Genomic DNA, 23,998 nt, shown 5'->3' on the forward strand with positions numbered 1-23,998 from the left:
GTTACTCCGCTCTTTCGTTGGTCAGCAACGGATCCCACAGTCGTCGGGCGAGAACTCCGAACCGAGTCGGTTCCTCGGCCCAGACGAACTCGTCGTCCGACGGCGGATCCGCAGCCAACTCCGCAAGTGTTCGAGCCTCTCCGAAAACGTAAGTGTTGCTCGGATCGATCATCTCGCCGTACTGCCCGCTCCACTGGGTGTCCGCACCGTTTGTCGCATCGTCGACCGACTCCCCACCAAAGCGTCGGCGCGCATATTCGGCTGAAGTAGCGGCCCACATCGGCAACGGACGCTGCAGCCCCCGCTCGCGTAGGTCCACCAGTTGCTGCAGGATCTCGACCGCATTGCCTGGCGCATCGAGCACCGACCGTGCCGCTGCGATCTTTCCCCGACCCCGTCCGATCGAGACTGCATCGAGCGCACCGGGTCGTCCGTGCGCTTTCAAGGCGAGCAGGTTTATCCAGGCCGTCATCCGATGTTTAGGCGCCAGTGAGGAATACGACGCTCCCACCACTGAATTGCCGTGCACACCGGTTACCGTTCCGGTGAGACGACGCCCGTCACCGAGGTCGATGTCGACGTCGACAGCCTCGGAGTCGCCCTCGAGGTGTGGCAATGCAAGACCGGCAAGTTGGTCTACCACCCACTCGACGTTGCCCAGAACCGTGGCGCCCAGGTTGTAGGGCGGCAAAGTACCGCGGCGCCACTCGGCTGCACGGAAATCCGCCGGGCTGCGTCCAGCCAAGCGCGAGAGAAGCATTCGGTCACCCAGAGCCCAGGTGGACAGTGGATCGAGCTCGGTTGCCAGCGAATCCGCGATGTCGTCGTCGAGTTCCGGTACCCGGACGCCGAGGCGTTGGCGCAGAAAACCACGCGCGGGATGTACCAGGAAGTTCACCAAGTCGGCGAGGTTCACTTCCTTCGGATGCACCTCGGGTAGCTCGGCCGACAAGACTGTCGGCAATTCGACCGGTGTTCCGGAGGCAGCCCTCGCACCGGCCAGCGCTGCCGTGTCGAAGCTGAACGGCTTGTTCGGCGCGAAGTTTCGATTGTCGAACGATTGCAACGGATGCCGTGTCAGCACTCCGTTGATCGCTTCCGGACCCACCGTCGCACTGAGTACGTCGAGAAGGCCACTGAGGGGGATCGCCGGTGGTCTGACGACACCGGTGACCGGATCGGCACCGGTATACAACAGAATCAGATGTTCGCCCGCAGACATCACGGCATCGAGAAGCAGTTGCCGGTCTTCACTGCGCAGATCACGCTCCCCCACAACGGGATCACGGGACAAGATGTCGTCGCCGTCGACTCCACCGGTTCGAGGGAACACCTCGTCGTCGAGTCCGATCAGCACGACCACGCGATGCGGTACCGAACGCATCGGAACCATCGTGCACACCGTCAGTTCGCCGGTTCGGAAGTTGGCACGCGTCGGTCTGCCCGCGAGGCTGCGCGAGAGCATCGCGCGAACATCGGCCAGACGTAACACCGTCTCTCCGCCGAATTCGACAGCAGCTACCAGTTCGCGGTGGGCCCCCGCGCTCTGCCAGGAATCTGCGGGCGCTGTGTCGGTCAGCAGATCCAGGGCCCGCATCAGCACACGAAGCCATTCGGCCGGTGAATGTGGGCCGGCAAGATCGCGAAGCGAGACGGCCAGGCGATCGACGAACTCTGCGAAACGTCCAGTCAGGTCGATGTCTGTGCCGTCCACGTCATCGAGTGGTAGCGCGAGATCCAGCCAGGCATTTTCCGATTCGTCCGCGCTGACCCCCAACAAGATTCGGTCCATGGCGGTGTTGAAGGTGTTCTGCGGAAATGCATCGAGGCCGAACGTGGCACGCTGCCGACTACCGATTCCCCAGCGAGCACCCGCTTCCGTCGTCCATTCCCGCAATCTTTCCAACTCGTCGTCGCCCCACGAAAAACGTGTGCGGACAGGCTCGGTCGCGGCCAGGTCGAGAACCTCACTGGCTGTGGCCCGGCCGTCGGCCAATTCGAGGAGAGAGCCGAGAACGGCCAGGACAGGATTGGTCTGACGTAATCCGCGGTCTGCCAGCCTTACTCGAAGGAGATGCCCCGGGTGGCCATGGACGCCTTGCCCGAATGCAGCACGAACCAAAGGTGCGTACGTTTCGACGTCCGGGCACATCACGAGTACGTCGCGCGGCTGCAATGTCGGGTCGTCCTCGAACAATCGGAGCAGACATTCGCGGAGCACCTCGACCTGCCGTGCCGGCCCGTGGCAAGCGTGGACCTGAACTGTCCCATCCGGTTCCGCTGCAACCCTGGGAGCACGATCTGCGATGACATCGGCCTTGACCGTCGCCAGGAGGGATTTCGGGCCGGCTGGTTCGGGAAGATGCACCGACTCGAACTCGGCGGCACCGAGGCTGATCTGAAGTTCACGAACGTCGCGAGCAAGACTCGACAGCAACGGATTGGCGGATATCAGCGCTGACCCGTCTTCCGAACGTCGGATCGTGCTCCTACTTCGAGGCGGTATGCGCGAGCTCATCTTGGTCCACAGCGCGGGGCTGGGATGCGGGAGCCAGATGTGCACGTCCCGATTCGCACTGAGTGCGCTCAAGATCATTCGCTGATCGACCGGCAGCCGGGTCGGCCCGAAGACCGACAGACGTTCCGGTAGGTCGACCAAGGCCGGGTCCTCGACCAGCGCGCGGCTCACTTGCCCCAGTCGCTCTGCGGGCCCCGGAACGTCGATCTTGTCCGCGACGATGCACCACAGACGTGCCTGCCATTCGAAATCCTCCGACAGCGCCAATCCGTGTCCGTCGGTCAACCGCCCGGCGGCCCAGTCGATCAGCATCTGCGGGCGTTGCGCGGCATAACTGCGGAAGAGTTCGGTGACATGTGTGGCGGAGGCAAACCGTCGACCTTCACGATGGCCTTCGAGATGTTTCGCCAGGACTCCGCACCAGGGCTCGCCGAGGGACTCGTCGATCACATCGAGAACCGTCCACACCAATCGCGTCGGCGACCATGGGTCGTCGTCAGCCGTGATTCCACTGACCGCGGCCACGGACTCCGCGACCAGGCGCGCGGGTGAAGGAAACGCGATGTTCGCAGAAATTCCGTCCACTGCTGACGGTCCGGACGTGCCTAGCTGGGAGGACAGCCGCTGATTGAGCCAACGCTCGACGCCCTTGGCCGGCACCGCAACAGTTTCCCTGGCGAATGGATCCGACAGCGGGGTACGGAGGAGCGTGGCCAACGCCGAGACTAAGGTGTCCGAACGCTCGGCCCGGTACAACTTCAGCAATCTTCGCTCCCCTCACTCCGTCCAGACGTCCATCTCACCACGGCGCTGTGACAGGAGACGCCGAACCAGCCTCACGCAGCGGTGACGCGCAGGCAACATGACCGCAACCGGACGTTCGTACTGTGCGGGAATGACCAGTCCCGTCACCACACCTCGCCCCGCTGGAACCGGTCTCGACATCTCCGGCCTCGGCAAGACCTTCGAGATGGGTCGTCGGTCGGTGACCGCGCTGACCGACGTGTCCCTTCAAACCAGCGAAGGCTCTTTCCTGTCTCTGCTCGGGCCGTCCGGATGCGGGAAGTCCACCGTTCTCCGTATCCTTGCGGGCCTCGATAGTCCGACGTCGGGAACGGCCCTTGTCAACGGGCAGTCGCCCGCCGAGTTACGCAAGCGCCGCGAACTCGGAATCGCCTTCCAGGATTCGGCTTTGCTGCCGTGGCGAACAGTGGCCTCCAACATCAAACTGCCCCTTCAGGTTGCCGGCATCGATCCCGACCCCGACCTGATAGCCGACCTGATCGCGCTCGTCGGCCTCGAAGGATTCGAGAAGGCCAAGCCCGCCCAATTGTCCGGCGGTATGCGTCAGCGTGTGTCGATCGCACGATCGCTCGTGGTCAAGCCGAGTGTCCTCCTACTCGACGAACCCTTCGGCGCGCTGGACGACATGACCCGTCAACGGCTCAACATCGAATTGCTCAGGATCTGGACCGAGAAACCGGCGACCACGTTGATGGTGACTCACGGAATCGCCGAAGCCGTGTTCCTCTCCGACGTCGTCGCCGTCATGACGCCGCGGCCCGGACGCGTCCTCGAAGTCGTGCCGATCGACCTGCCGCGCCCGCGTACACCCGAGATGATGCGTACACCCGAGTTCCACGAGATCCACGACTACCTCTCCGGACTGCTCTTCGGAAAAGCAGGCGTCGCATGACAATTACCGATATCGAGAACGTCGCGACCGCGGCGGCGCAGCCATCTGTGCCGCGCCGGATCCGATTGAAGCGTCCAACGTGGTTCGGCGGTGCAGTCGGCATCTGCGGACTGATCGCTCTCTGGTGGATTCTGGCGGCGGCCGGTGTTGCGGGAGGCACGATTCCGACGCCGTGGGTGGTTGTCTCGACGATGTTCGACGACGGTTGGTCGCTGTACGGACCCAATTTCACCGTCACGGCTTCCGGTGCGCTGCAGGGCTTTCTCTGGGGAAACCTGCTGGCGATCACGCTTGCCGTGCTTGTCGTTCTCATTCCGCCCATCGAGGGATTGGCCACACAACTGGCGATCCTGAGCTACTGCACACCGCTGTTGGCGCTTGGCCCAATCATCCTGGTCGTCTTCGGCGGCCGGACCCCCACAATCTTTCTCGCCGCAATGTACTGCTTCTTCACCACGATGGTCGGCACACTCGCCGGCCTGAGATCGGCCGACAAGACGAGCCTCGATCTCGTCGCCGCCTACGGCGGTGGGCGTTGGCAGAAGTTCACCAAAGTTCAACTTGTGAGCGCACTTCCGAGCACCTTTGCTGCCCTCAAGATTGCTGCACCTTCGGCCGTACTGGGTGCAATTCTCGGTGAGTATCTCGGCGGGGTGGACAGCGGGATCGGCGTCGCACTCACAGCCGCTCAGACGTCGTACAACGTCCCGCGAACGTGGGGAATGGCTATCGCCGCCGCCTTGCTCGCCGGTCTGGGGTACGCCGTCGTCGCAGCGATCGCCCGGCTCGTCACGCCGTGGACCAGCGCTCCGGGAGCACAGAAATGACCTCGGTACGAGGAACATTGAGATTCCTCGCCCCGATTGCCATCGCCTCGGCGCTGTTGCTTGTCATCTGGGTGGTCTTCCTCAACGCCTTCCCCCAGGTCGGCCCGCGTGTGGGAAAGACGCCGGCCGACGTCTGGGAGTACCTGTTCTCCGGCCCAAAATCCGCCGACGCTCGTTCGGGCATCATCGACAACCTGTTCATCACTCTGCGCGACGCCGGTGTCGGCTTTGCCGTCGGAATGACTGCCGCGCTCGTGGTGGCATCGATCTTCGTCGTTTCCCGCACTGTCGAACAGACTTTCATGCCCGTTGCAATGCTTCTACGATCTGTTCCTCTCGTTGCGATGACCCCGATCATCGTCCTGATATTCGGCCGCGGAATCGTGGGTGTGACAGTCATGGTTGCGATAGTGGTGTTCTTCCCAGCCCTCGTCATGATCATGGTCGGTCTACGTGCCGCTCCGGCTCAGGCACAAGACCTCATCGCTGCCTACGGCGGGAGTCGTTGGACCGCATTGCGAATGGTGTCCGTGCCGTCCGCACTTCCGGCTGTGTTCGCCGCTGCACGAGTATCCGTACCCGGCGCCTTGATCGGAGCACTGATCGGCGAATGGCTCGGTAGCGGCCAAGGCTTGGGTTCGAGCATGATCAAAGCCATTCCGCGCTACCAGTACAACGAATTGTGGGCATCTATCGTGGTGATCACCGTGGTGTCGATCGTCCTCTACGCCGTGGTCGGGATCTTCGAAAGCATCGCTCTGTCTCGTTTCGGTCCTTCGGCGGGCAAGTCGTGACATCTGTTAACACGACCTCAACAAACTCTCTCTCCCAAGCAAACTGAACGAAACCGACTGGCCCTAGTGTTCCGATTCATGACGCCATTCAAGCCCGTCCGCCAGCTGGACCGCAGGGCCTTCTTCCGCTACTCCGCGCTGACCGGCATCGCAGTCGCCGGTAGTGCGTCATTGCTCGCGTGTAGCAGTGACTCCAGCAGTTCGAGTGGCGGAACCACGGACGACGGTTCCGAATTCGGAACAGTTGCAGTGCAGTTGTCCTGGATCAAGAACATCGAGTTCGCCGGTGAGTACTTCGCTCTCGACAAGGGGTACTACAAGGATGCAGGGTTCGGGAGTGTAGACCTGGTGGCAGGTGGCGCAGCCGGCACCGGCGTCGAAGCCGGCCTGGACACCGGCAAGGTGTGGATCGGAATGTCCGCACCGCAGCTCACAGCCCCCGCCGTACTCGACGGACTGGAGGCAAAGATCGTCGGTGCGACATTCCAGAAGAATCCGTTTGCGATTGTCAGTTCCGCTGCGGCACCGATCAACTCACCACAGGACATGATCGGCAAGAAGATCGGCGTCCAGGATTCCAATCAGCTCGTCTTCGGAGCTCTCCTGGCAGCAAACGGCCTGACCGAAAGCCAGATGACGATCGTGCCCGCGCAGTTCGATCCGAGCCCCTTGGCGAACGGCGAGGTGGACGGCTGGGTCTCCTACGTGACCAACGAGCCGATCACACTGGCCGCCAAAGGTTTCCCCAACGCCCACTTCCTCTTCGCGGACTACAACCTGCCGTTGGTCGCCGAATCGTTCACGGTTCTCCAGTCCACCATCGACAACGAGAGGGACAAACTCAAGGCATTCCTGAAGGCCGAGATCCAAGGATGGAAGGATGCGGTCGCCGATCCGGCAGAGTCGGCACGGCTTGCCGTCGAGGTCTACGGCAAGGACCAGAACCTCGAACTCGAAGAGCAGATCAAGGAAGCCACCGCACAGAACGATCTGGTGGTGTCGGCAGATACCAAAGCCAACGGGTTGTTCACGATGACACCACAACTGATCGAACAGAACATCGCGGCACTGTCGAAAGCTGGGCTGGAGATTACAGCGGACCAACTGTTCGACATGTCGATCCTCGAAGAGGTGTACGCGGAGAATCCGGAGCTGATCTGACTGCCGAGCGTCAGCGAACCTCCCGCGCGAGTACGCCCGAGATGAATAGCTGTACAAGGACCTCGGCCTTGTACCGGTCATCGGACCCAGCACCGATACAAAGGTTCCCGATGCCTTTGAGCACGTTGTACGCATCGACCCGCGAAGCAGTGCCAACGGACTCGAGCGCTGCCGCGAGGAGGGAGTCACATACCGGAACGAGGCGGTCGACGAAGTAGATATGCAGAGCGTCGGACCCGGCGCTGTCTCCTTGCAGTGCACCGGCGAGCCCATGCTTGGTTACCAGGAACTCCACGAACAAAGCCACCCATGCCCGCAAAGCCGCCTCGGGCGTTGCACTCTCCGCGAGCATCTGTGGGCCCGCGTCCGCACACGCCTCGACTTGGTGTCGGTATACGGCGACCACCAACTCGGGACGCGTCGGGAAGTGGCGGTAGATCGTCCCCATGCCGACGCCGGCCTTCGCCGCAATCTCCCGCACCGGAGCGTCGACTCCGGACTCCACGAACACTGCTGCCGCCGCGTCGAGCAGCGCCTGCTCGCTTCGACGTGGGCGACCGACTTGCTTGGGAGAGGCGACGCGCGACTGCTCGTCCTGGGCATCAGCCATGTGCACTCCTCGCTGACTCACAACATATGTTTGCATTACGGAACAACGCTCCGTAATGTTGCGGAGCGACGCTCCGATAAACAGTATCGCAGGGTGCAGCCTCAGCAAGGAACTTGCCATGACCTCATCAATGATCGACACTCTGAACGGCATCATCGGCGCCGGCGCCCCGGTCGTCTCCGTTGCCCCCGTCGAGTTGTTCGCCCCCGATCGACCTGTCCCGCTGGAAGTACGTGTGTCTGCTCCGGCAGCAGGCACGAACCTCCCCGTTGTGGTGTTCTCCCACGGCAACGGCTGGAACCTCGATGGATACTCGCCACTCACGGCATTCTGGGCATCCCACGGATTCGTGGTGATCCAGCCGACACATCTGGACTCGCGCCGGAACGGTTTCGGGTTCGACCACCCGGTTTTCCCGACGATCTGGACCGAGAGGATCGCGGATCTCACACGCATCCTTGATCAGCTCGACACCATCGAATTTGCCGTGCCCGGGCTTGCCGGCCGCATCGACCGCAGTCGAGTTGCCGCCACTGGTCACTCCTGGGGCGGGCAAACCGCTCAGTCGCTCCTCGGAGCAAGGATCTTCGACGAGGCCGGCCAGGTCGGCCAGGACATGTCCGACAGTCGCGTCACCGCGGGAATCCTGTTCGCGGCAACCGGTCTCGGCGGCGAGAACCTGCATCCGTTCGCGCAGGCGAACTTCCCGTTCATGCGCCCCTCGTTCCAGGAACTGACGACGCCGACACTCGTCGTCGCGGGCGACCACGACCAGTCCAAGATGTCCAGCCGCGGACCCGACTGGTTCACCGACGCCTACACGCACAGCCCCGGAGCCACCGACCTCCTGACCTTCTACGGTGCCGAGCACGCACTCGGTGGAATCGTCGGATACGAAGTCGCCGAGACCACTGACGAGAACCCAGAGCGGGTCGCCGCCATCCAACGGATGAGTACTGCCTACCTTCGGACCGCGTTGCGCATCGATGAGACCAGCTGGCCAGCGGCCCGGGCCGCATTCAGCGACAACGCCGACCCGATCGGCCGAGTCGACACCAAGTAATGCGGCAGTGATCCAACTTATTGGCCGAAGTTGAACCTGAGATTCGCATTTATCAAGGTGTTGAGCCGCTTTCGCATGCTGACAACCTCTGCCTCGGGCGGTATCGGATCGTCCAAGAAGAGCGTCCAACGCAGCATCGTGCTGTTTCCGACCGCCTCGATGTCGAATCGGATGACGGCGTCGGGTCGGTCCGGCCAGATCGACGACCAGATCACCAACTCCGGTTCTTCAGCCCTGACGATCTCCGGTGCGATCTCGCTCTCGAGAAGTTCCAGCCAGTGCCGGGCGGGCTGGCGGTACGGATCGATCAATGCCTCGAACATGAAGCGCGCAGGCGGCGGCTGGCTCCGGCGCCTCGTCGCGACTTGCTGCATGACACGAGCGTAACCGCCTCTCAAGGGCATACCTCTGCCGTCACCCTGCAAGATCCACGAAAACCGGGATAAATCGGACACTGTCGGAGGACACTCAGGAGTACATCCGTCTGGGAGGGCCGCTCATGCGTAAACGCCATCAGGTTCTGCTTGCAGTGTCCGCAGCGATCGGACTGTCGCTGACGCCGATCAATGCGTCGGCAACACCGAGCACGGGAGTACACGGAGAAATCCTCGGGCAGGTGACTTTCGACGGCAAGGACTACATCCTGCGCCAGATCACCATCGACCCCGGCGGTTCCACCGGTTGGCACTTCCACGACGGGACGCTCTACGCGCTGATCGCGCAGGGCACGTTGAGCCACTACCGATCCGATTGCTCCGTCGACGGGATCTACAGCGCCGGAAATACTTTGATCGAACCGAGCGGTTCAGATCATGTGCACATCGGAAACAACTCGCAGACAACACCATTGGTGCTCGAGGTCGTCTACGTCAATCCGGCGGGCAGCCCCCTCTCCGAAGATGCTGCGCCTCCTAACTGCCAACTACCCGGCTGACGGGGCAGAAGAGTTAAACCGCACCGGCATCGATTCGAGCCCGGACACGAAGTTGGCCGCACGCCGCTGCAACGGCGCGTCGGTGGCAAGTTCCATGTCCGGCAGCCTGGCGAAGAGTTGCTCGAACATGATCCGTCCCTCCAACCTGGCCAGCTGATTGCCCAGACAGAAATGAGTTCCGAAGCCGAAGGCCACGTGCGGATTCGGTGTGCGGCCGACATCGAACCGTTCGGCGTTCAGGAACACGGACTCGTCGAAATTTGCCGATTCGAAGAGCAGCAGCATCTTCTCACCTGCCTTCAGCTGCGCGCCGAAGAAATCGGTGTCACGGGTCAGGGTTCGAGCCATGTTCTTGATCGGCGAGGACCACCGCAGCATCTCCTCCATTGCCAAGGGAATGGCATCGGGATCGTCGACTAGCTCCCGGCGCTGGTCCGGATGGCGCAGTAGCTGTTCCATGCCGCCGCTGAGCACGTGCCGTGTGGTCTCGTCACCGCCGATCAGGATCAGCAGGGATTCGTTGACGATTTCCTGATCGGAGAGGGATTCGCCGTCGACCGCACTGTGAATCAACGTGCTCACCAAATCGTCGGCCGGGTCGCTCCTCCGCTCGGCGATGGTTCGCATCATGTACGCGGTGAAATCGACGTACGCAACCATCATGGCCTGCAGTTGATCCTGGGAAGCGTTGCTTCCCAATGCCTTCACCAGATCATCCGACCACCGCAGAAACAACGCGCGTTCCTCGGGACGGACACCCAACATGTCGCCGATGACGGCCATGGGAAGTGGTGCCGCCAGGTCTGCGACGAAGTCGGCTTCTCCTTTCTCACAGACGGCGTCGATCAGTTGATCGCAGATCTCCCGGATACGGCCGGCCTTGGCTTCGACCTTCTTACGTGTGAAACCCGCGTTGACCAAGCGTCGACGCGTGAGGTGCTGCGGGTCGTCCATGTCGATCATCTGCGGCAATGGACCCGTTTCGGGACGGATGCCGCCGGCGTTGGAGAACAGTTCGGGATCCCGCTCGGCTGCGACGACGGCGTCGTAGCTCGCGGCCGCGGTGATTCCGTTGGCGTCGTCTCGGTACACGGGCTCGTGATCACGCATCCAGGCGTACGCGTCGCGCACATTCCCGAGGTCTCCGCTGTAGAAGCGTCCGTCGATCAAATCGAAGGTCGGTCTGGTAGCCATCACTCCACCTCTCGCACAACCCTTGCCTCAATAAGTAGAACCTGTTCCTATATAGCGTGGGGCGTTTTCACCGAAGCCGAACCGGAAAACCTCCAGAATCAGCACGCGAGCCCGCCGGAGCAACGACCAGGAGACACGCATGGACGACGACACCGCCTCAGCGGGCATACCCACTTTCGCCGGCACATCGATACTGGTGACCGGCGGCGGTAGTGGCATCGGCCTGGGCATCGCTCGTTCGCTGGTTGGGTCCGGCGCTCACGTCACGATCTGCGGACGCAACAAGGAGAAACTCGATGCTGCCGCCGAATCGATCCGGCAGTCGAGTCCGGAAGGATCGGTCAGCGCCTCTCCTGCCGACGTCACGATCGAGGCAGACGTCGTCGCTGCTGTCGCCGCGGCGGTCTCCGTCACCGGAAAGCTCGACGGAGTGGTGGCCTGCGCGGGCGGGAACGAAACCATCGCCCCGGTCACGCAACTCGACGTCGACGCGTGGCGCCGCACCGTCGACCTCAACGTCACGGGGACCATGCTGACGATCAAGCACGGCGCGCGGGCACTGGTGGCAGGAGGCGGTGGATCCATCGTCGCGATCTCGTCGATCGCCAGCAGCAACACACATCGCTGGTTCGGCGCGTACGGAGTCTCGAAGTCCGGCGTCGACCACCTGGTGCGGTTGACGGCAGACGAACTGGGCGCCAGCAACATTCGTGTCAACGCGATTCGGCCGGGGTTGACCCGAACGGATCTGGTCGCGCTCATCACCGACGGTGGCCCCATCCTCGACGACTACCTGGCCAACACTCCACTCGAACGCGTCGGTGAAGTCGAGGACGTCGCCGGCCTCGCTTCCTTCCTCCTCGGACCGCAATCCACCTGGATCACCGGGCAGATCATCAACGTCGACGGAGGCCAAATGCTGCGCCGCGGACCGGATTTCCGCTCGATGCTCGAACCCGTCTACGGCTCCGACGGACTCCGCGGGGTGGTCGCGCCATGAGCTACACGATTCTGGGCAAGAAGGTCGAGATGCCGGTCGAGGTTCGCACCGCGTCGGCCTTCATGGCGCTGTATTCGGTACCCAGCGCAACCGCGCAGTCGATCATCGACTACACCGGCTTGACGGTGCTCCAGTACCGTCCCGGTCGGGCGCTGTGCGGCCTGGTTTTTGTCGACTACATCGACGGGGATCTGGGGCCGTACAACGAATTCGGAGTGACGTACATGGTGCGCAGCCACACTGCGCCTCCCGAAACCTCGGTGCTGGGAGATCTACGTTCGCTCGCTGCCGGAACTGCAGGGGCACTCATTCACGAGTTGCCGGTGGACGGCGAGTTCACCAAGGCCGCCGGCCGGGAAATCTGGGGATTCCCGAAGGTGCTCGCCGAGTTCGACACCGAGCACGTCGGCTCGGTCAAGCGCGGATCGGTCTCTCGCGACGGCAAACTCATCACACAGTTGAGTGTGAAATCCGGCGTCAGCGTGCCGGGCGGCGGAGCCAACATGTCGTTGGCCGCGTACTCACATCTCGACGGCGCCACCAGGTGCACGTCGTGGGACATGGCACCGACCGGCGTCAAATCGCGCCCTGGTGGAGCCGAGGTTCAACTGGGCAGTCACCCGATGGCGGCGGAGCTTCGGAAACTGGGACTCCCCCGCCGGGCCCTGATGACCACGACCATCAAGAACCTGGCGATGACGTTCGGGGAGGCCACAACAATCTGAGTGTCGGCCGACGGCACCCCTTTCGGTCACGTGTGACTCGGGCTACACTCCTGGACGGTTGACCAACTCGCGTCAGACCGCCCGAAAGGACACTCGTGCAGATCACCCGACGCACCGTACTGGCAGGCGCTGCCGCCGCACCTGCGCTCGCCGCTCTGTCGACGAACCAGGCCGTCGCAGCTTCGCCGGCACGCACCGTTTCACCCGCACGCACCGACAAGTCGTCGGCGTCACTGCAGGTGGGCGTCGGAATTTCCGACGTGACCGGACCGGTCGCCGAAGTCGGCATGATGGGCTACTCGAGCTTCGATCAACGCGCCGAAGGCCTGCACCAGCGAATGCGCGCACGCGCCTTCATCTTCGAGTCCGGCGGGTCGCGGGTCGCCTACGTGTGCGTCGACAACTGCATGATCTTCCAGTCCGTTCATGACGAGGTCCTGCGCCGACTGGCCGGGAGGTTCGGTGACATCTACACCGAACGCAACGTCATGTTGACGGCCATCCATTCACACGCGGCATGTGGTGGGGCCTCGCACAACTACGCGTACAACCTCGCAGTTCTCGGCTTCGAACTGCAGGTGTTCGAAGCCGAGGTCAACGGCATGGTCGAGGCGATCAGCGCTGCGCACGAGAACCTGGCGCCAGGCACGGTCCGTTTCGGGCGGTCCGATCTCACCGATGCCAGCGTCAACCGATCGCGAGTGGCGTTCGACCTCAATCCCGAAGAGGACAAGGCCTACTACCCCGGTGGCAACGACCACCACATGCGTGTCATGCGGATCAGTCGGGGCAGCAAGGACATCGGAGCGATCAACTGGTTCGCCACCCACTGCGCCTCGCTCACGAACGAGAACCATCTCATCTCCGGGGACAACAAGGGCGCCGCGGCGTACTTCTGGGAGCACGACGACCAGGGCGTGCGCTACCTCGACGGCGACACCAGCTTCATTGCTGCGTTTCCGCAGACCAACAGCGGCGACATGTCACCCAACCTCTTCCTCGAGCCCGGACGCGGACCGACCGAAGACGAATTCGAGAACGCACGCATCATCGGGCTGCGCCAGGTTGCGGCGGCTCGAACTGCCTTCGACGCGGCGTCCGACACCGTCACCGGTGGCGTCGACAGTCGGATCATGTACCTGGACATGGCAAATCAGGTGGTGAGCGGAAGATTCACCCCCGACGGACGCGAGCACCGCACCGCTCCGGCCGCGATCGGCGCGGCAATGAGCGCCGGAAGCGTCGAGGACGGACCGGCAATCCCGATCTTCCCCGAGGGCACCCGAAACCCCATGATCGACGCCCTGGGCGGTATGGATGCTCCTGTGCCTCAATGGCTTCAGGACGCACAGGCGCCCAAACTCGTAGTCGTTCCGGTCGGCCTGCTGCCACCGGGAGGATGGGTGCCGAACGTACTCAAGATCCAGATCCTGCGGATCGGTCAGTTCTACATCGTCGGTGGCCCTGCGGAATTCACCATCGTCTCCGGATTACGAGTGCGTCGAACCGTCGCCGAGGAGCTTGGGGTTCCCCTCGAGAACGTCATCTTCCAGGGATACGCGAACTCGTACTCGAGCTACTGCACCACACCACAGGAATACGATTCGCAGCAGTACGAGGGCGGTTCGACGATGTTCGGTCGTTACACACTGCCGGCCTATCAGCAGGGGTATGCCGCCCTTGCAGCCGCGATGCGCGACGGCACCGAACCTCCTCGCGGCCCCGCTCCGGCCGACCTGTCCGGGTTCCAACCCAGCTTCGGACCTGGCGTCGACTTCGACGAGCCCTTGCCGGGAACACAATTTGGCGACGCAACCGTCCAACCCGGCGACACCTCACCGGGTGGGCAGGTTGCCGTCGAGTTCGTCACCGGCCACCCCAAGAACGACACTCACCGAAACGGGACCTTCTACGAGATCCAGCGCAATACCGGCGGATCCTGGACACGGGTCGCCGACGACAACGACTGGTCCACCAAACTGCACTGGCGCCGGGTCGGGAGCAACGGTTCCGTCGTGCGCATCACGTGGGATGTTCCGGCCGATACTCCGGCGGGTACGTATCGAGTCCAACACTTCGGTGCGTCGAAGGCTCGGGGTAGCGGCGCGATTTCGCCGTTCTCCGGGGTGACCGCCGAATTCCGCCTCACCTGACCCGCGTGAACGTATCGCTCCCCTTGTTGGACAAGGGGAGCGATACGTTCACGCGATGGGGTCAGAGCGCAGTGGACAGGTTCAGGCGGCGGTCGGGTGCAGCGAGGTGCTCGGCGTCGACGGCTCTGACGCTGCCGGGCGGTCGATTTTCGCCGCGACGAGCAAGACCAGCAGACCGGCGACAGTGACTGCCGCTCCCATCCAGATCGGGGAGGTGAAGCCGAGTCCCGCGGCGATGGTGATTCCGCCCAGCCATGCCCCGAGTGCGTTGCCGACGTTGAAGGCGGCGATGTTGGCACCCGATGCCATGGTCGGTGCTGCCGACGCGTAGTTCATGATCCGCATCTGCAACCCGGGTACCGTCGCAAAACCGAAGGCGCCCATGAAGAACAGTGAGATCACTGTCATGACCTTGCTCTCCGCGGTGGCGGCGAACACGATCAGAACGACGGTCAGGATCGCGAGAATCCAGACCAGCGCCTTCGTGAGCGAACGGTCGGCCGCCTTGGCGCCGAGGAAGTTACCGACGAACAGGCCCGAGCCGAAGAGGATGAGCAGCCACGGAACGCTGGACGTCGCGAAGCCGGTGACCTCGGTGAGGGTGAAGGCGATGTAGGTGAAGGCTCCGAACATTCCGCCGTAGCCGAGGATGGTGATGGCGATCGAGAGCCATACCTGCTTGTTGCGGAATGCCCCCAACTCTCCGCGCAATCCGCCACCGGTCGTGCTGGCGGGCGTCGTCGGGACGAGTGCTGCAATTCCGATCAGGGCGATGACGCCGATGACGGTGATGGCCCAGAACGTCGAGCGCCATCCGAGTTGCTGGCCCAGCAGCGTGCCGAACGGAACGCCGAGAACGTTGGCGATGGTCAGGCCCGCGAACATCATCGCGATGGCGCCGGCGCGCTTGTTGGGCGCGACCATGTCGGCGGCAACCACCGAGCCGATTCCGAAGAACGCACCGTGGCACAGCGCCGCGACGATGCGTCCGCCCATCATGACCTCGTAGGAGGGAGCGAGCGCGGACATCAGGTTGCCGATGATGAACAGCACCATGAGCGAGAGAAGGACCTTCTTGCGCTCGAAGCGGGTGACGGCAGCGGTCAGGAGGATCGCGCCGATCGCCACCGACAGTGCGTAGCCCGAGATCAGGTAGCCCGCGACGGACTCGGTGACCTCGAAATCAGCCGAGACCTCGGGCAGGAGGCCCATGATGACAAATTCGGTGAGGCCGATCCCGAACCCGCCCATAGCGAGGGCAATGAGACCCAATGGCATCTCGATGTTCCTTTCACAGATTTACGCGTAAGCCGTTAGCGGGCGTGTGCATTAGTTGCAGGCGCGCTATAAATAGTTGCACGCGCGCGCTACATGCGCAAGCTGGTAACCTGGAGTCGCAGGAAACGGACAAGGAGAATCACATGGGGATCGCCGACGACGCCGTCGAAATCCGTTCGCAAGGGTGGCGCACGCTCGCAGCACTGCACGGCGCCCTCGACACCGAACTGGAACGCGCGCTCCAGCGTGAGCACAAACTGTCCGTCGTCGAATACACCGTGCTCGACGCACTGAGCCGCCAGGATGGCTGGCACATGCGGATGGCTCAGTTGGCTCGCGCTGCCGCACTGAGCAGCAGCGCCACGACGCGCTTGGTCAATCGACTCGAAGATCGAGGACTATTGACGCGCATCCTGTGCGCCGACGACCGTCGAGGCATCTACACCGAGCTGACGCCGGCCGGCCGCGAGCTTCTCGAAAGCGCACGGCCGACGCACGACGCCACCCTCGAAGCCGCACTCGACGAGGCATGCAAGACACCCGAACTCGCGCCACTGGTGCGCGCCCTCCACGAGCTTCCCGTCGGCTAGAAGTCTGCCGGAAGCAGGGCACGCTCTTTGATGCCCGAGACCACCTGAGCGACAAACACACTCGCATCGACGACCACCCGCCCACCACGCGCGGGGACCAGAACGTCGACGGTGCCGCCGTGCACCTCGTTGTCTCCGATCACCGCGATGTACGGGTCACGGTGAGTGCGTGCCTCGCGGATGCGACGTCCCAACGATCCGTCAGGCGCGATCGCCACTCGAACATCGCGAGCCTCGAGATCGGCCCGCAAACGCTCGGCCTCAACCTGGTGCCGGTCGCCGACGGGCAGAATCGAGACTTGGTTGGGTGCCAGCCACGGCGGCATCCGCCCTTCGAACCTTTCGATCAAAAGCGCAGTCATGCGTTCCATCGATCCGAGCAAGCCCCGATGGATCATGACGGGGCGAGCCTTGGATCCGTCCTCAGCGGTGTACTCGAGGTCGAACCGCTCCGGTTGATTGAAGTCGAGTTGCACGGTCGAGAGTGTTTCCTCGCGGCCGTGCGCGTCTCGCACCTGGACGTCGATCTTGGGACCGTAGAACGCTGCCTCCCCCTTCGCTTCCACGTACTCGATCGAGCGTGCATTCAGCGCCCCGCGAAGGTGATCCTCGGCGTCCGCCCACTGCTCGTCGGTGCCGAGGTACTGCCCCTCTCCCCCTCTGATCGAGAGGCGGTACTTCCGTTCGGCAATCCCCAGAGTCGAGTAGCAGCGCTCGATCGCGTCGAGCGCGACGATCACTTCCGCTTGCACTTGTTCGCGACTACAGAAGACATGTGCGTCGTCGAGATTGATCTGTCTGACTCGACTCAATCCGCTGAGAACTCCGGAGAGTTCGCTACGGAACATCGAGCCGAGTTCACGAACCCGGAAAGGTAGCTCGCGATAACTACGACCGCGAGCGGCGAATACCTGAGCGTGATGGGGACAGTTAGCCGGACGAAGGAGAAATGACTCTCCGCCTATCTTCATTTCGGGAAACATGTCGTCCGAGAACTTGGACCAATGCCCAGATCTCTCGTACAACTCTTTCTTCGCCATAACGGGGGTATAGACACCCCGGCATCCGGATCGCGCTGCTTGTTCGGCGGCGAACTTTTCGAGTTCGTTCCTGATGATCGCGCCGTCCGGTAACCAGAGTGGGAGGCCCGCCCCGACGATGGGGGTGGTGGCGAAAAACTCCAGGTCGCGCCCGAGTTCGCGGTGGTCAACGCTCATGAGAGGTCTCCAAATCGTTCAAGGGGAGACGCACACGGAGCGACGAAACAGGAAAGCCCCGGGGCGATAACTCCCGGGGCTGAAAGGGTTCGGTCAGCAGTTGCTAAACGATGCGCCGGAAGAGAACCGGCGTCGTCGTGTTGTGCGCAATACTGACCATGTACGTGAGGTTACATCAACTTCCTACCCACCTACAGCCCGAATTGTCGGGCCTCTATGCTGACGCAACTGGGAAGGCGCAGCAGTAGCCAACGAAACACCCACGAAGAGCGAAGTTTCGGCAATCATGTCCGAACGTGAGGTTCTCGGATATGAGGAGGATGTGCGACGGTGCCGGACCACTTGCTCGAACAGTTGATCACCATTCCTTTGTTCACGGGAATCATCGGGTACATCACCAATTGGTCGGGCGTCCTGATGCTTTTTGCGCCGATCAACTTCCACGGGATCAAAGTGCCCGGACTCAAACTGCTCTTCCCGTTCCTCCCCCGGCGCGTTCAGGTGATCCCCGCGATCACCAGCGACGGCAGATTCGGTTGGCAAGGCATCGTCCCCTCGCGGGCGGAGAAGATGGCGTCGATCGCCGTCGACAAATCCCTCGCGAAAGTCGGCAGCATCGCCGATTTCTATCGCGTCCTGGACCCGGACAGCATCGCCGAGCACTTGGTGAACATTTCTCGCAGTGAAGTGCGCGGCGTGGTCACCAGAATCATGACGGCCGAGAATCCTCAGCTCTGGCACAACCTTCCGACGTCGGTGAAGGAGGCCGTCTTCCGCAAGGTGGAGGACGATCTGCCGGCCAGCGTGCGCATGATCACCGACCGCATCGAAGAGGACATCGACGAGTTCATCGACGCGAAGCTGATGGTGATCCGCTACCTCTCTTCGCACCCCAAACTGCTCAACGACATCTTCCGCACGATGGGCAACAAAGAGCTCAGGTTCATGCAGAACTTCGGCTTCTACTTCGGGTTCCCGATGGGCTTCGTGCTCGTCGGAATCCTCCATCTGGTTCCGCAGTGGTGGGTGCTTCCCATCGGTGGCGTGATCATCGGGTACATCGTGAACTACCTCGGAATCACGATGATCTTCGAACCGATCACCCCCAGCCGTTGGGTGCCGTGGCGGCAGGGACTGTTCCTGAAACGCCGCACCGAGATCATCGCCGGGTACGCAAAAACCCTCGCCGATCACGTCGTGACGCTCGAGAACATCGGCACCGAACTCCTCGAAGGTCCCCGCTCGGACCGAACGCGGCGGATGCTCGATCAGGTACTGCGCGAATCCGTCGACGACGCAGCCGGCTGGGCAAAGTCGGTGGTCAAGATGACCGTTGGTTCGCAGAGTTACAAGCGTCTGCCCGGCCTGGCCACCACCGAAGTGCTCGACCTGTACCCAAGGGTCTTCGAGGACGCGGAGTTCGCCGAGAACCAGTCGGAGAAGATTCGTGTCTTCGTCACCGAACGCATGAGCATCCTTTCACCGGAAGATTTCAGCGAACTACTACGCTCAGCCGTCAAGCAGGACGAGTGGCTGTTGTTCGTACACGGGGCCGTGCTGGGCTCGTTTGCCGGTTTCCTACACCTCGCAATATTCGGAGTATGAGCATGAGTGAGCACGACCATCGCATGATCGTCGAAGCGGAATCGTACGACTGGGCTGCGGACATCACGCCGGTCGAATCCGTCGAAAAGCGTCTGATCCGTAGCCTTGTCGGGCTGACCGCCACGACGACGCTCACGTCGATCAAGCTGACGGGTTGGGCCTTCGGAACGGCGAAGGAGGCGACACGGCAAATCGTTCAGGCTGCCGCCGAAGCCGCGGCAGAGGCCGCTGAATCGGCCAATGTTCAATCCGAACGTCGGGCCGAGAACACCAACGGAGACGGCTCGCGGACCGAGAACCTGCGGGCGGCAATGGCTACTCGTACCAATCGCAAGCAGAGCGTCGAGGCTACTCTCGCGGCGCTGCGGGCACGCGGCGACAGGTTGCTGGACCGTTCCGCGGACGTGACCGATCGCGACGATCTGCACCCGGCCTACGACCGAATCCTCGACGAGATCGCACCCGACGAAGCCCGAATTCTTCGGCTGTTGGCCACCTCCGGTGCGCAACCGAGCGTGGACGTACGCACGGCGCGGCCGTTCGGTGTCGGCTCGGAGATGATCGACGAGGGTCTGTCGATGATCGGAGAACTGGCAGGCTGTCGTCATCTGGACCGCATCAGCGCGTACCTGAACAACCTGCATCGGCTCGGTTTGGTGGCGTTCTCACGCGAGCCCGTCGAGGCCGACCGGTACCAGGTGGTCGAGGTACAGCCGTCGGTGATCGAGGCGGTCAAGCGAGCCGGACGATCCAACAAGATAGTGCGTCGTAGCATCCTGCTGACGCCGTTCGGTGACGACTTCTGTCATACCTGTTTTTCTCTGTAGGGCCTCCGGCCCTGTGCGCCTTTTTGGTAGTTACCACTACCAAAAAGGCGCACAGGGGGCTTGCCCCCTACAGCCAGGTATCTTCTGTCGTGGTCGTCAGGAACGCTTCCAGATCGTCACGCCAGGTAGCCGGAACAGTCTTGTCCGGCTCGATGCCCGTGTACTGCCCGCGATAGAAGAGCAGCGGGCGTTCGGTCTTGATCTCACTCATCGACGAAACCCGACCGAAGACGACGTAGTGATCGCCGCCGTCGTGGACGGTTTCCACCGTGCAGTCGATGTGTGCAAGGGACTTGTCGATGATCGGCGAGCCCAGAGGCGATGGCGTCCAATCGATGCCGGCGAACTTGTCCGGCTCACGTGACCCGAAACGAGCACACACCGCCTGCTGTTCCTCCGCCAACACGTTGACGGCGAACTTACCGGTCCGCTCGATTGCCGCCCACGACCGAGAACCCTTGGTGGGGCAGAACAACACCAAAGGCGGGTCGAGTGACAGGGCCGCGAAAGACTGACATGCGAACCCGACAGGCTCACCGTCGTCGACTGTCGTGATGATGGTGATACCCGTGCAGAATTGCCCGAGAACCGTGCGGAACTGGCGTGGATCGATCGCCTGCTCCGCACTCACCGACGCGTCGGGCGAACTCACGGCTTCATTCCCACCGTGAAGTCGTGACCCCACAGGCTCACGGCCGTGCTTTCCCTCGCGATCCAGTTTTCGTCCTCGACCTCTAGCCCCTCACAACCGAATTCGATGTCGAACCCGCCTGGAGTCTTCATGTAGAACGAGAGCATCTCGTCGTTGACGTGGCGACCGAGAGTCGCCGACATCTTGACCTTCTTGCGCAGTGCCCGGTCGAGGCACAGTCCGACGTCGTCGGAGTTCTCCACTTCGAGCATCAGGTGCACGATGCCCGTCGGGTTGGGCAACGGCAGGAACGCCAAGCTGTGGTGACGCGGGTTGCAGCCGAGGAACCTCAGCCACGCCGGGTCGCCGTCCGCGGGCCGGCCGACCATCTGCGGAGGCAGACGCATCGAGTCGCGAAGCTTGAATCCGAGTACGTCGCGGTAGAACCGCAGCGAAGCATCGTCGTCATCGGTGGTGAGCACGACGTGGCCGAGGCCCTGCTCACCCGTCACGAACCTGTGCCCGTACGGGCTCACGATCCGGCGGTGTTCGAGAGCAGCTCCGTGGAACACCTCGAGGGAGTTGCCCGAGGTGTCCTCGAACGCGATCATCTCGACGACGCGACGGTCCTTGAGCTGCTCCGCCGTGCCTTCCTTGAACGGAACACCGGCTGCCGACAACCTGTCACGGATATCCTGCAGCTCAGCGGCATTCGCGGTTTCCCAACCCGAGACGAGCAGACGGTCCGTGTCGTTCGGAACGATGACAAGACGCGCCGGGAAGTCGTCCATACGCAGATACAGCGATTCCGCGTCGACGCCCTTGCCCTCGATCATTCCGAGGATCTTGAGTCCGTATTCGCGCCACGCAGCCATGTCGGTGGCCCCGATGCGCATGTACGCCAGAGATCGAATACCCATCATTTACCTCCGTCGAGCAGGAAGTCGGTTGCGAGCCGGTTGAATTCGTCGAACTTCTCGAGCTGCGCCCAGTGACCGCAACCGCCGAAGACGTGGAGCTGCGCGCGCGGGATCATCTTGAGCGCGACCAGTGCGCCGTCGAGAGGGTTGACCCGATCCTCACGGCCCCAGATCAGCAACACACGCTGACGAAGCTTGTACGCCTCGCGCCAGAGCATGCCGAGCTCGAAGTCACCGCTGGAGAAGGACTTACCCATCGCCTTGGCCGCAGCCAGCGACTCGGGAGTGCTGGCGGCAGCAAAACGTTCGTCGACGAGTTCCGGCGTGATCAGCTTCTGATCGAAGACCATGATCCGCAGGAATGCTTCGAGGTTTTCTCGGGTGGGCTGGTAGCTGAACTTTCCGAGGTTCTTGACGCCCTCGGTGGGGTCCGGCGCAAACAGGTTGACACTCAGACCGCCGGGGCCCATCAGAACGAGGCGACCCGCACGGTCCGGGTAGTCGAGCGCAAAGCGAACAGCAGCGCCACCACCGAGCGAATTGCCCAGCAGATCAACGCGACCGGTGATCTCGAGCGTGTCCAGGAGATCATTGAGCGCCGACGCACTGTGCACGAAGTACTGCGGATGCTCCGTCGGCTTGTCGGACTGCCCGTAACCGGGCTGATCGACCGCGATGACGTGAAAGCTCTTCGCCAACACCGGAATGTTGCGGGCGAAGTTAGACCACGACGACGCGCCTGGGCCACCGCCGTGCAGCAGCACGATGGTCTTGTCGTTTCCGACGCCCGCCTCGTGGAAGTGCAGTTTCAGATCGGGGCGCACTTGCGCGAACCGTGAAGTGGACTCGTAGGTGAGGGCTTCTTCGGTGGTTGTCACTGAGCCTCCTCTAGACCATCGTGTCGGTGATCGGCAGACCGAATTCGCCGGTTCCGAACATGACGTAGGCGCGTTCGGGATCGTTGGCGGCGTGGACGCGACCAGCGTGAGCATCGCGCCAGAAACGCTGAATAGGAGTGCCGTTCTGCAGCGCCGTGGCGCCGGAGTTCTCGAAGAGCTTGTCGATCGAGGCGATCGCGCGGCCCGTGGCGCGCACCTGGTCACGTCGAGCGCGCAGCCGCAGTTCCATCGGAACCTCTTCGCCCGCAAGGATCAACGCGTACTCGTCGGCGACGTTGCCGGAGAGCTGACGCCACGCGGCGTCGATGTCGCTGGACGCCTCGGCGATGCGCACCTTGGCAAACGGATCGTCCTTCGACTTCTCGCCGGCGAACGCAGCGCGCACACGCTTGCCCTGGTGCTCGACGTGCGCTTCGTAAGCTCCGTAAGCCATTCCGACGATCGGTGCCGAGATCGTCGTGGGGTGAATGGTTCCCCACGGCATCTTGTAGACCGGCGCGGTGTTGTTCTCGAGGCCCGGGGCGGTCAGTTCGCTCATCGCCCGGAAGCTCAGAACGCGATGCTTGGGAACAAAAACATCCTTGACCACAACGGTATTGGAGCCGGTTCCACGCAGACCGACCACATTCCACACGTCGTCGATCTGGTAGTCCTCGCGAGGAATCAGGTAGCTCACGAAATCGACTGCGCGGCCGTCCTTGAACACCGGACCACCGAGAACGGCCCAGCTGGCGTGGTCACAACCCGAAGACCACGCCCACGCACCGTTGACCTTGTATCCGCCCTCGACTACTTCACCCATACCCATCGGGGCGTAAGAGGACGAGATGCGAACGTCAGTGTCGTTGCCCCACACGTCTTCCTGCGCCTGCTGAGAGAAGAGGGCGAGGTGCCAGTTGTGTACCCCGATGATCGAGGAGACCCACCCTGTGGAACCACACGCGCTGGCGATCTTCTTGACCGCGGAGTAGAACAGCACCGGATCGGCTTCGTATCCGCCCCACTGCTTTGGCTGCAGCAAGCGGAAGAAGCCTGTTTCCTGAAGAGCCTTGATGGACTCGTCGGGGATACGACGCAGATCCTCGGTCTCCTGTGCGCGCTCGCGCAGTGCCGGCAGTAGTGCGTCGAGCCTCTGCATCACCTCGTGGCTGTCATGGTTACCCACTTCGACGCTCCCGTCTTCCTCGATCGGTTGGTTCACTTACACTTGAGACTAGAACACGTTCTCTTTTCTGTCGAGACGCTGACAAAGGTCCCGTTTGTGGCCGCAATGCTGTAACAAGTGCCCCCAAAATCTGGCGGAACCGGATCGAGTTCTATAACGTGTTCTACTAACAGCTAGAAGGGATGTGAGGT

22 protein-coding genes are annotated in these 23,998 nt (G+C 62.5%); 12 read left to right on the forward strand and 10 right to left on the reverse strand.

The window, feature by feature from the left end:
- Position 1: 1 nt before the first annotated feature.
- Positions 2-3,283 carry an exodeoxyribonuclease V subunit gamma gene (gene recC / locus ABH939_RS11870; protein WP_404649646.1) on the reverse strand — a complete coding sequence of 1,094 codons (3,282 nt, stop codon included), beginning with the start codon at positions 3,281-3,283 and terminating at the stop codon, positions 2-4.
- Between the two features lie 97 nt (positions 3,284-3,380).
- On the opposite strand from recC, the gene ABH939_RS11875 reads away from it, so the two are divergent.
- The 4 genes from ABH939_RS11875 (at position 3,381) to ABH939_RS11890 (ending at position 6,996) form a co-directional block, all read left to right on the forward strand.
- Positions 3,381-4,214, forward strand: coding sequence for an ABC transporter ATP-binding protein (locus tag ABH939_RS11875; protein ID WP_003945415.1), 834 nt, complete (start codon positions 3,381-3,383; stop codon positions 4,212-4,214).
- Positions 4,211-5,041: an ABC transporter permease gene (locus ABH939_RS11880; protein WP_003945560.1), complete on the forward strand. Its 831-nt coding sequence runs from the start codon at positions 4,211-4,213 to the stop codon at positions 5,039-5,041. The genes ABH939_RS11875 and ABH939_RS11880 overlap by 4 nt, the downstream gene beginning before the upstream one ends.
- On the forward strand, positions 5,038-5,835 hold the full coding sequence (locus tag ABH939_RS11885; RefSeq protein ID WP_042449420.1) for an ABC transporter permease: 798 nt from the start codon (positions 5,038-5,040) through the stop codon (positions 5,833-5,835). Before ABH939_RS11880 ends, ABH939_RS11885 begins: the two co-directional genes overlap by 4 nt.
- A gap of 78 nt (positions 5,836-5,913) precedes the next feature.
- Positions 5,914-6,996, forward strand: a complete 1,083-nt coding sequence (locus ABH939_RS11890; RefSeq protein WP_042449795.1) for an ABC transporter substrate-binding protein — start codon at positions 5,914-5,916, stop codon at positions 6,994-6,996.
- A gap of 10 nt (positions 6,997-7,006) precedes the next feature.
- Here ABH939_RS11890 and ABH939_RS11895 read toward each other — a convergent pair whose 3' ends face one another.
- Positions 7,007-7,606, reverse strand: coding sequence for a TetR/AcrR family transcriptional regulator (locus tag ABH939_RS11895; RefSeq protein WP_007734129.1), 600 nt, complete (start codon positions 7,604-7,606; stop codon positions 7,007-7,009).
- A gap of 118 nt (positions 7,607-7,724) precedes the next feature.
- Between ABH939_RS11895 and ABH939_RS11900 the strand changes: the two genes are divergently transcribed.
- A complete protein-coding gene (locus ABH939_RS11900) occupies positions 7,725-8,669 on the forward strand; it encodes an alpha/beta fold hydrolase (RefSeq protein ID WP_039973382.1) in 945 nt (314 codons plus the stop codon).
- A 17-nt stretch (positions 8,670-8,686) separates the two neighbouring features.
- Here ABH939_RS11900 and ABH939_RS11905 read toward each other — a convergent pair whose 3' ends face one another.
- Complete coding sequence (locus tag ABH939_RS11905) at positions 8,687-9,043, reverse strand: hypothetical protein (RefSeq protein ID WP_039973407.1); 357 nt, start codon at positions 9,041-9,043, stop codon at positions 8,687-8,689.
- Between the two features lie 125 nt (positions 9,044-9,168).
- Between ABH939_RS11905 and ABH939_RS11910 the strand changes: the two genes are divergently transcribed.
- A complete protein-coding gene (locus tag ABH939_RS11910) occupies positions 9,169-9,603 on the forward strand; it encodes a cupin (protein ID WP_003945598.1) in 435 nt (144 codons plus the stop codon).
- On the opposite strand, the gene ABH939_RS11915 is transcribed toward ABH939_RS11910, so the two are convergent.
- Positions 9,592-10,797: a cytochrome P450 gene (locus ABH939_RS11915; protein WP_404649647.1), complete on the reverse strand. Its 1,206-nt coding sequence runs from the start codon at positions 10,795-10,797 to the stop codon at positions 9,592-9,594. The two genes, ABH939_RS11910 and ABH939_RS11915, sit on opposite strands and share 12 nt — an antisense overlap.
- Before the next feature lie 139 nt (positions 10,798-10,936).
- Here ABH939_RS11915 and ABH939_RS11920 point away from each other — a divergent pair, with 139 nt between their 5' ends.
- The 3 genes from ABH939_RS11920 (at position 10,937) to ABH939_RS11930 (ending at position 14,675) form a co-directional block, all read left to right on the forward strand.
- Positions 10,937-11,797, forward strand: coding sequence for an SDR family oxidoreductase (locus tag ABH939_RS11920; protein ID WP_158170142.1), 861 nt, complete (start codon positions 10,937-10,939; stop codon positions 11,795-11,797).
- Positions 11,794-12,522, forward strand: coding sequence for an acetoacetate decarboxylase family protein (locus ABH939_RS11925; protein ID WP_007734116.1), 729 nt, complete (start codon positions 11,794-11,796; stop codon positions 12,520-12,522). The genes ABH939_RS11920 and ABH939_RS11925 overlap by 4 nt, the downstream gene beginning before the upstream one ends.
- Before the next feature lie 95 nt (positions 12,523-12,617).
- A complete protein-coding gene (locus ABH939_RS11930) occupies positions 12,618-14,675 on the forward strand; it encodes a neutral/alkaline ceramidase (RefSeq protein WP_158170141.1) in 2,058 nt (685 codons plus the stop codon).
- 81 nt (positions 14,676-14,756) lie between these two features.
- On the opposite strand, the gene ABH939_RS11935 is transcribed toward ABH939_RS11930, so the two are convergent.
- Positions 14,757-15,953 carry an MFS transporter gene (locus ABH939_RS11935; protein WP_064075146.1) on the reverse strand — a complete coding sequence of 399 codons (1,197 nt, stop codon included), beginning with the start codon at positions 15,951-15,953 and terminating at the stop codon, positions 14,757-14,759.
- A 143-nt stretch (positions 15,954-16,096) separates the two neighbouring features.
- Here ABH939_RS11935 and ABH939_RS11940 point away from each other — a divergent pair, with 143 nt between their 5' ends.
- On the forward strand, positions 16,097-16,543 hold the full coding sequence (locus ABH939_RS11940; RefSeq protein ID WP_003945852.1) for a MarR family winged helix-turn-helix transcriptional regulator: 447 nt from the start codon (positions 16,097-16,099) through the stop codon (positions 16,541-16,543).
- Here ABH939_RS11940 and thrS read toward each other — a convergent pair.
- Positions 16,540-17,760, reverse strand: coding sequence for a threonine--tRNA ligase (gene thrS / locus ABH939_RS11945; RefSeq protein WP_073512031.1), 1,221 nt, complete (start codon positions 17,758-17,760; stop codon positions 16,540-16,542). The two genes, ABH939_RS11940 and thrS, sit on opposite strands and share 4 nt — an antisense overlap.
- Positions 17,761-18,090: 330 nt before the next feature.
- Here thrS and ABH939_RS11950 point away from each other — a divergent pair, with 330 nt between their 5' ends.
- Together ABH939_RS11950 and ABH939_RS11955 are read left to right on the forward strand one after the other, a co-directional pair.
- A complete protein-coding gene (locus tag ABH939_RS11950) occupies positions 18,091-19,365 on the forward strand; it encodes a DUF445 domain-containing protein (protein ID WP_007734105.1) in 1,275 nt (424 codons plus the stop codon).
- Positions 19,366-19,367: 2 nt separating this feature from the next.
- Positions 19,368-20,192, forward strand: coding sequence for an Abi-alpha family protein (locus ABH939_RS11955; protein WP_054188052.1), 825 nt, complete (start codon positions 19,368-19,370; stop codon positions 20,190-20,192).
- A gap of 67 nt (positions 20,193-20,259) precedes the next feature.
- On the opposite strand, the gene hsaB is transcribed toward ABH939_RS11955, so the two are convergent.
- Genes hsaB through hsaA form a run of 4 tightly spaced genes read right to left on the reverse strand, consistent with a single transcriptional unit; the run spans position 20,260 to position 23,807 of the window.
- Positions 20,260-20,844 (reverse strand): 3-hydroxy-9,10-secoandrosta-1,3,5(10)-triene-9,17-dione monooxygenase reductase subunit, encoded by a 585-nt coding sequence (gene hsaB, locus ABH939_RS11960; RefSeq protein WP_003945677.1) that lies wholly within the window; start codon positions 20,842-20,844, stop codon positions 20,260-20,262.
- Positions 20,841-21,743 (reverse strand): iron-dependent extradiol dioxygenase HsaC, encoded by a 903-nt coding sequence (gene hsaC, locus ABH939_RS11965; RefSeq protein WP_003945585.1) that lies wholly within the window; start codon positions 21,741-21,743, stop codon positions 20,841-20,843. Before hsaC ends, hsaB begins: the two co-directional genes overlap by 4 nt.
- Positions 21,743-22,621 carry a 4,5:9,10-diseco-3-hydroxy-5,9,17-trioxoandrosta-1(10),2-diene-4-oate hydrolase gene (gene hsaD, locus ABH939_RS11970; RefSeq protein ID WP_003945808.1) on the reverse strand — a complete coding sequence of 293 codons (879 nt, stop codon included), beginning with the start codon at positions 22,619-22,621 and terminating at the stop codon, positions 21,743-21,745. Before hsaD ends, hsaC begins: the two co-directional genes overlap by 1 nt.
- Before the next feature lie 10 nt (positions 22,622-22,631).
- The gene (hsaA, locus tag ABH939_RS11975; RefSeq protein ID WP_039973406.1) at positions 22,632-23,807 is read right to left on the reverse strand and encodes a 3-hydroxy-9,10-secoandrosta-1,3,5(10)-triene-9,17-dione monooxygenase oxygenase subunit; all 1,176 of its coding nucleotides are present in this window, start codon (positions 23,805-23,807) and stop codon (positions 22,632-22,634) included.
- Positions 23,808-23,998 lie beyond the last annotated feature (191 nt).

It is taken from the genome of Rhodococcus sp. 27YEA6, assembly GCF_044908235.1.
Lineage (GTDB): Bacteria > Actinomycetota > Actinomycetes > Mycobacteriales > Mycobacteriaceae > Rhodococcus_F > Rhodococcus_F qingshengii.

Bases quoted from the DNA above. Each gene is read 5' to 3' on its own strand.
- ABH939_RS11875 (WP_003945415.1), top strand. From the start codon at position 3,381: ATGACCGCAACCGGACGTTCGTACTGTGCGGGAATGACCAGTCCCGTC.
- ABH939_RS11880 (WP_003945560.1), top strand. From the start codon at position 4,211: ATGACAATTACCGATATCGAGAACGTCGCGACCGCGGCGGCGCAGCCA.
- ABH939_RS11885 (WP_042449420.1), top strand. From the start codon at position 5,038: ATGACCTCGGTACGAGGAACATTGAGATTCCTCGCCCCGATTGCCATC.
- ABH939_RS11890 (WP_042449795.1), top strand. From the start codon at position 5,914: ATGACGCCATTCAAGCCCGTCCGCCAGCTGGACCGCAGGGCCTTCTTC.
- ABH939_RS11895 (WP_007734129.1), bottom strand. From the start codon at position 7,606: ATGGCTGATGCCCAGGACGAGCAGTCGCGCGTCGCCTCTCCCAAGCAA.
- ABH939_RS11900 (WP_039973382.1), top strand. From the start codon at position 7,725: ATGACCTCATCAATGATCGACACTCTGAACGGCATCATCGGCGCCGGC.
- ABH939_RS11905 (WP_039973407.1), bottom strand. From the start codon at position 9,043: ATGCAGCAAGTCGCGACGAGGCGCCGGAGCCAGCCGCCGCCTGCGCGC.
- ABH939_RS11910 (WP_003945598.1), top strand. From the start codon at position 9,169: ATGCGTAAACGCCATCAGGTTCTGCTTGCAGTGTCCGCAGCGATCGGA.
- ABH939_RS11915 (WP_404649647.1), bottom strand. From the start codon at position 10,797: ATGGCTACCAGACCGACCTTCGATTTGATCGACGGACGCTTCTACAGC.
- ABH939_RS11920 (WP_158170142.1), top strand. From the start codon at position 10,937: ATGGACGACGACACCGCCTCAGCGGGCATACCCACTTTCGCCGGCACA.
- ABH939_RS11925 (WP_007734116.1), top strand. From the start codon at position 11,794: ATGAGCTACACGATTCTGGGCAAGAAGGTCGAGATGCCGGTCGAGGTT.
- ABH939_RS11935 (WP_064075146.1), bottom strand. From the start codon at position 15,953: ATGCCATTGGGTCTCATTGCCCTCGCTATGGGCGGGTTCGGGATCGGC.
- ABH939_RS11940 (WP_003945852.1), top strand. From the start codon at position 16,097: ATGGGGATCGCCGACGACGCCGTCGAAATCCGTTCGCAAGGGTGGCGC.
- thrS (WP_073512031.1), bottom strand. From the start codon at position 17,760: ATGAGCGTTGACCACCGCGAACTCGGGCGCGACCTGGAGTTTTTCGCC.
- ABH939_RS11955 (WP_054188052.1), top strand. From the start codon at position 19,368: ATGAGTGAGCACGACCATCGCATGATCGTCGAAGCGGAATCGTACGAC.
- hsaC (WP_003945585.1), bottom strand. From the start codon at position 21,743: ATGGGTATTCGATCTCTGGCGTACATGCGCATCGGGGCCACCGACATG.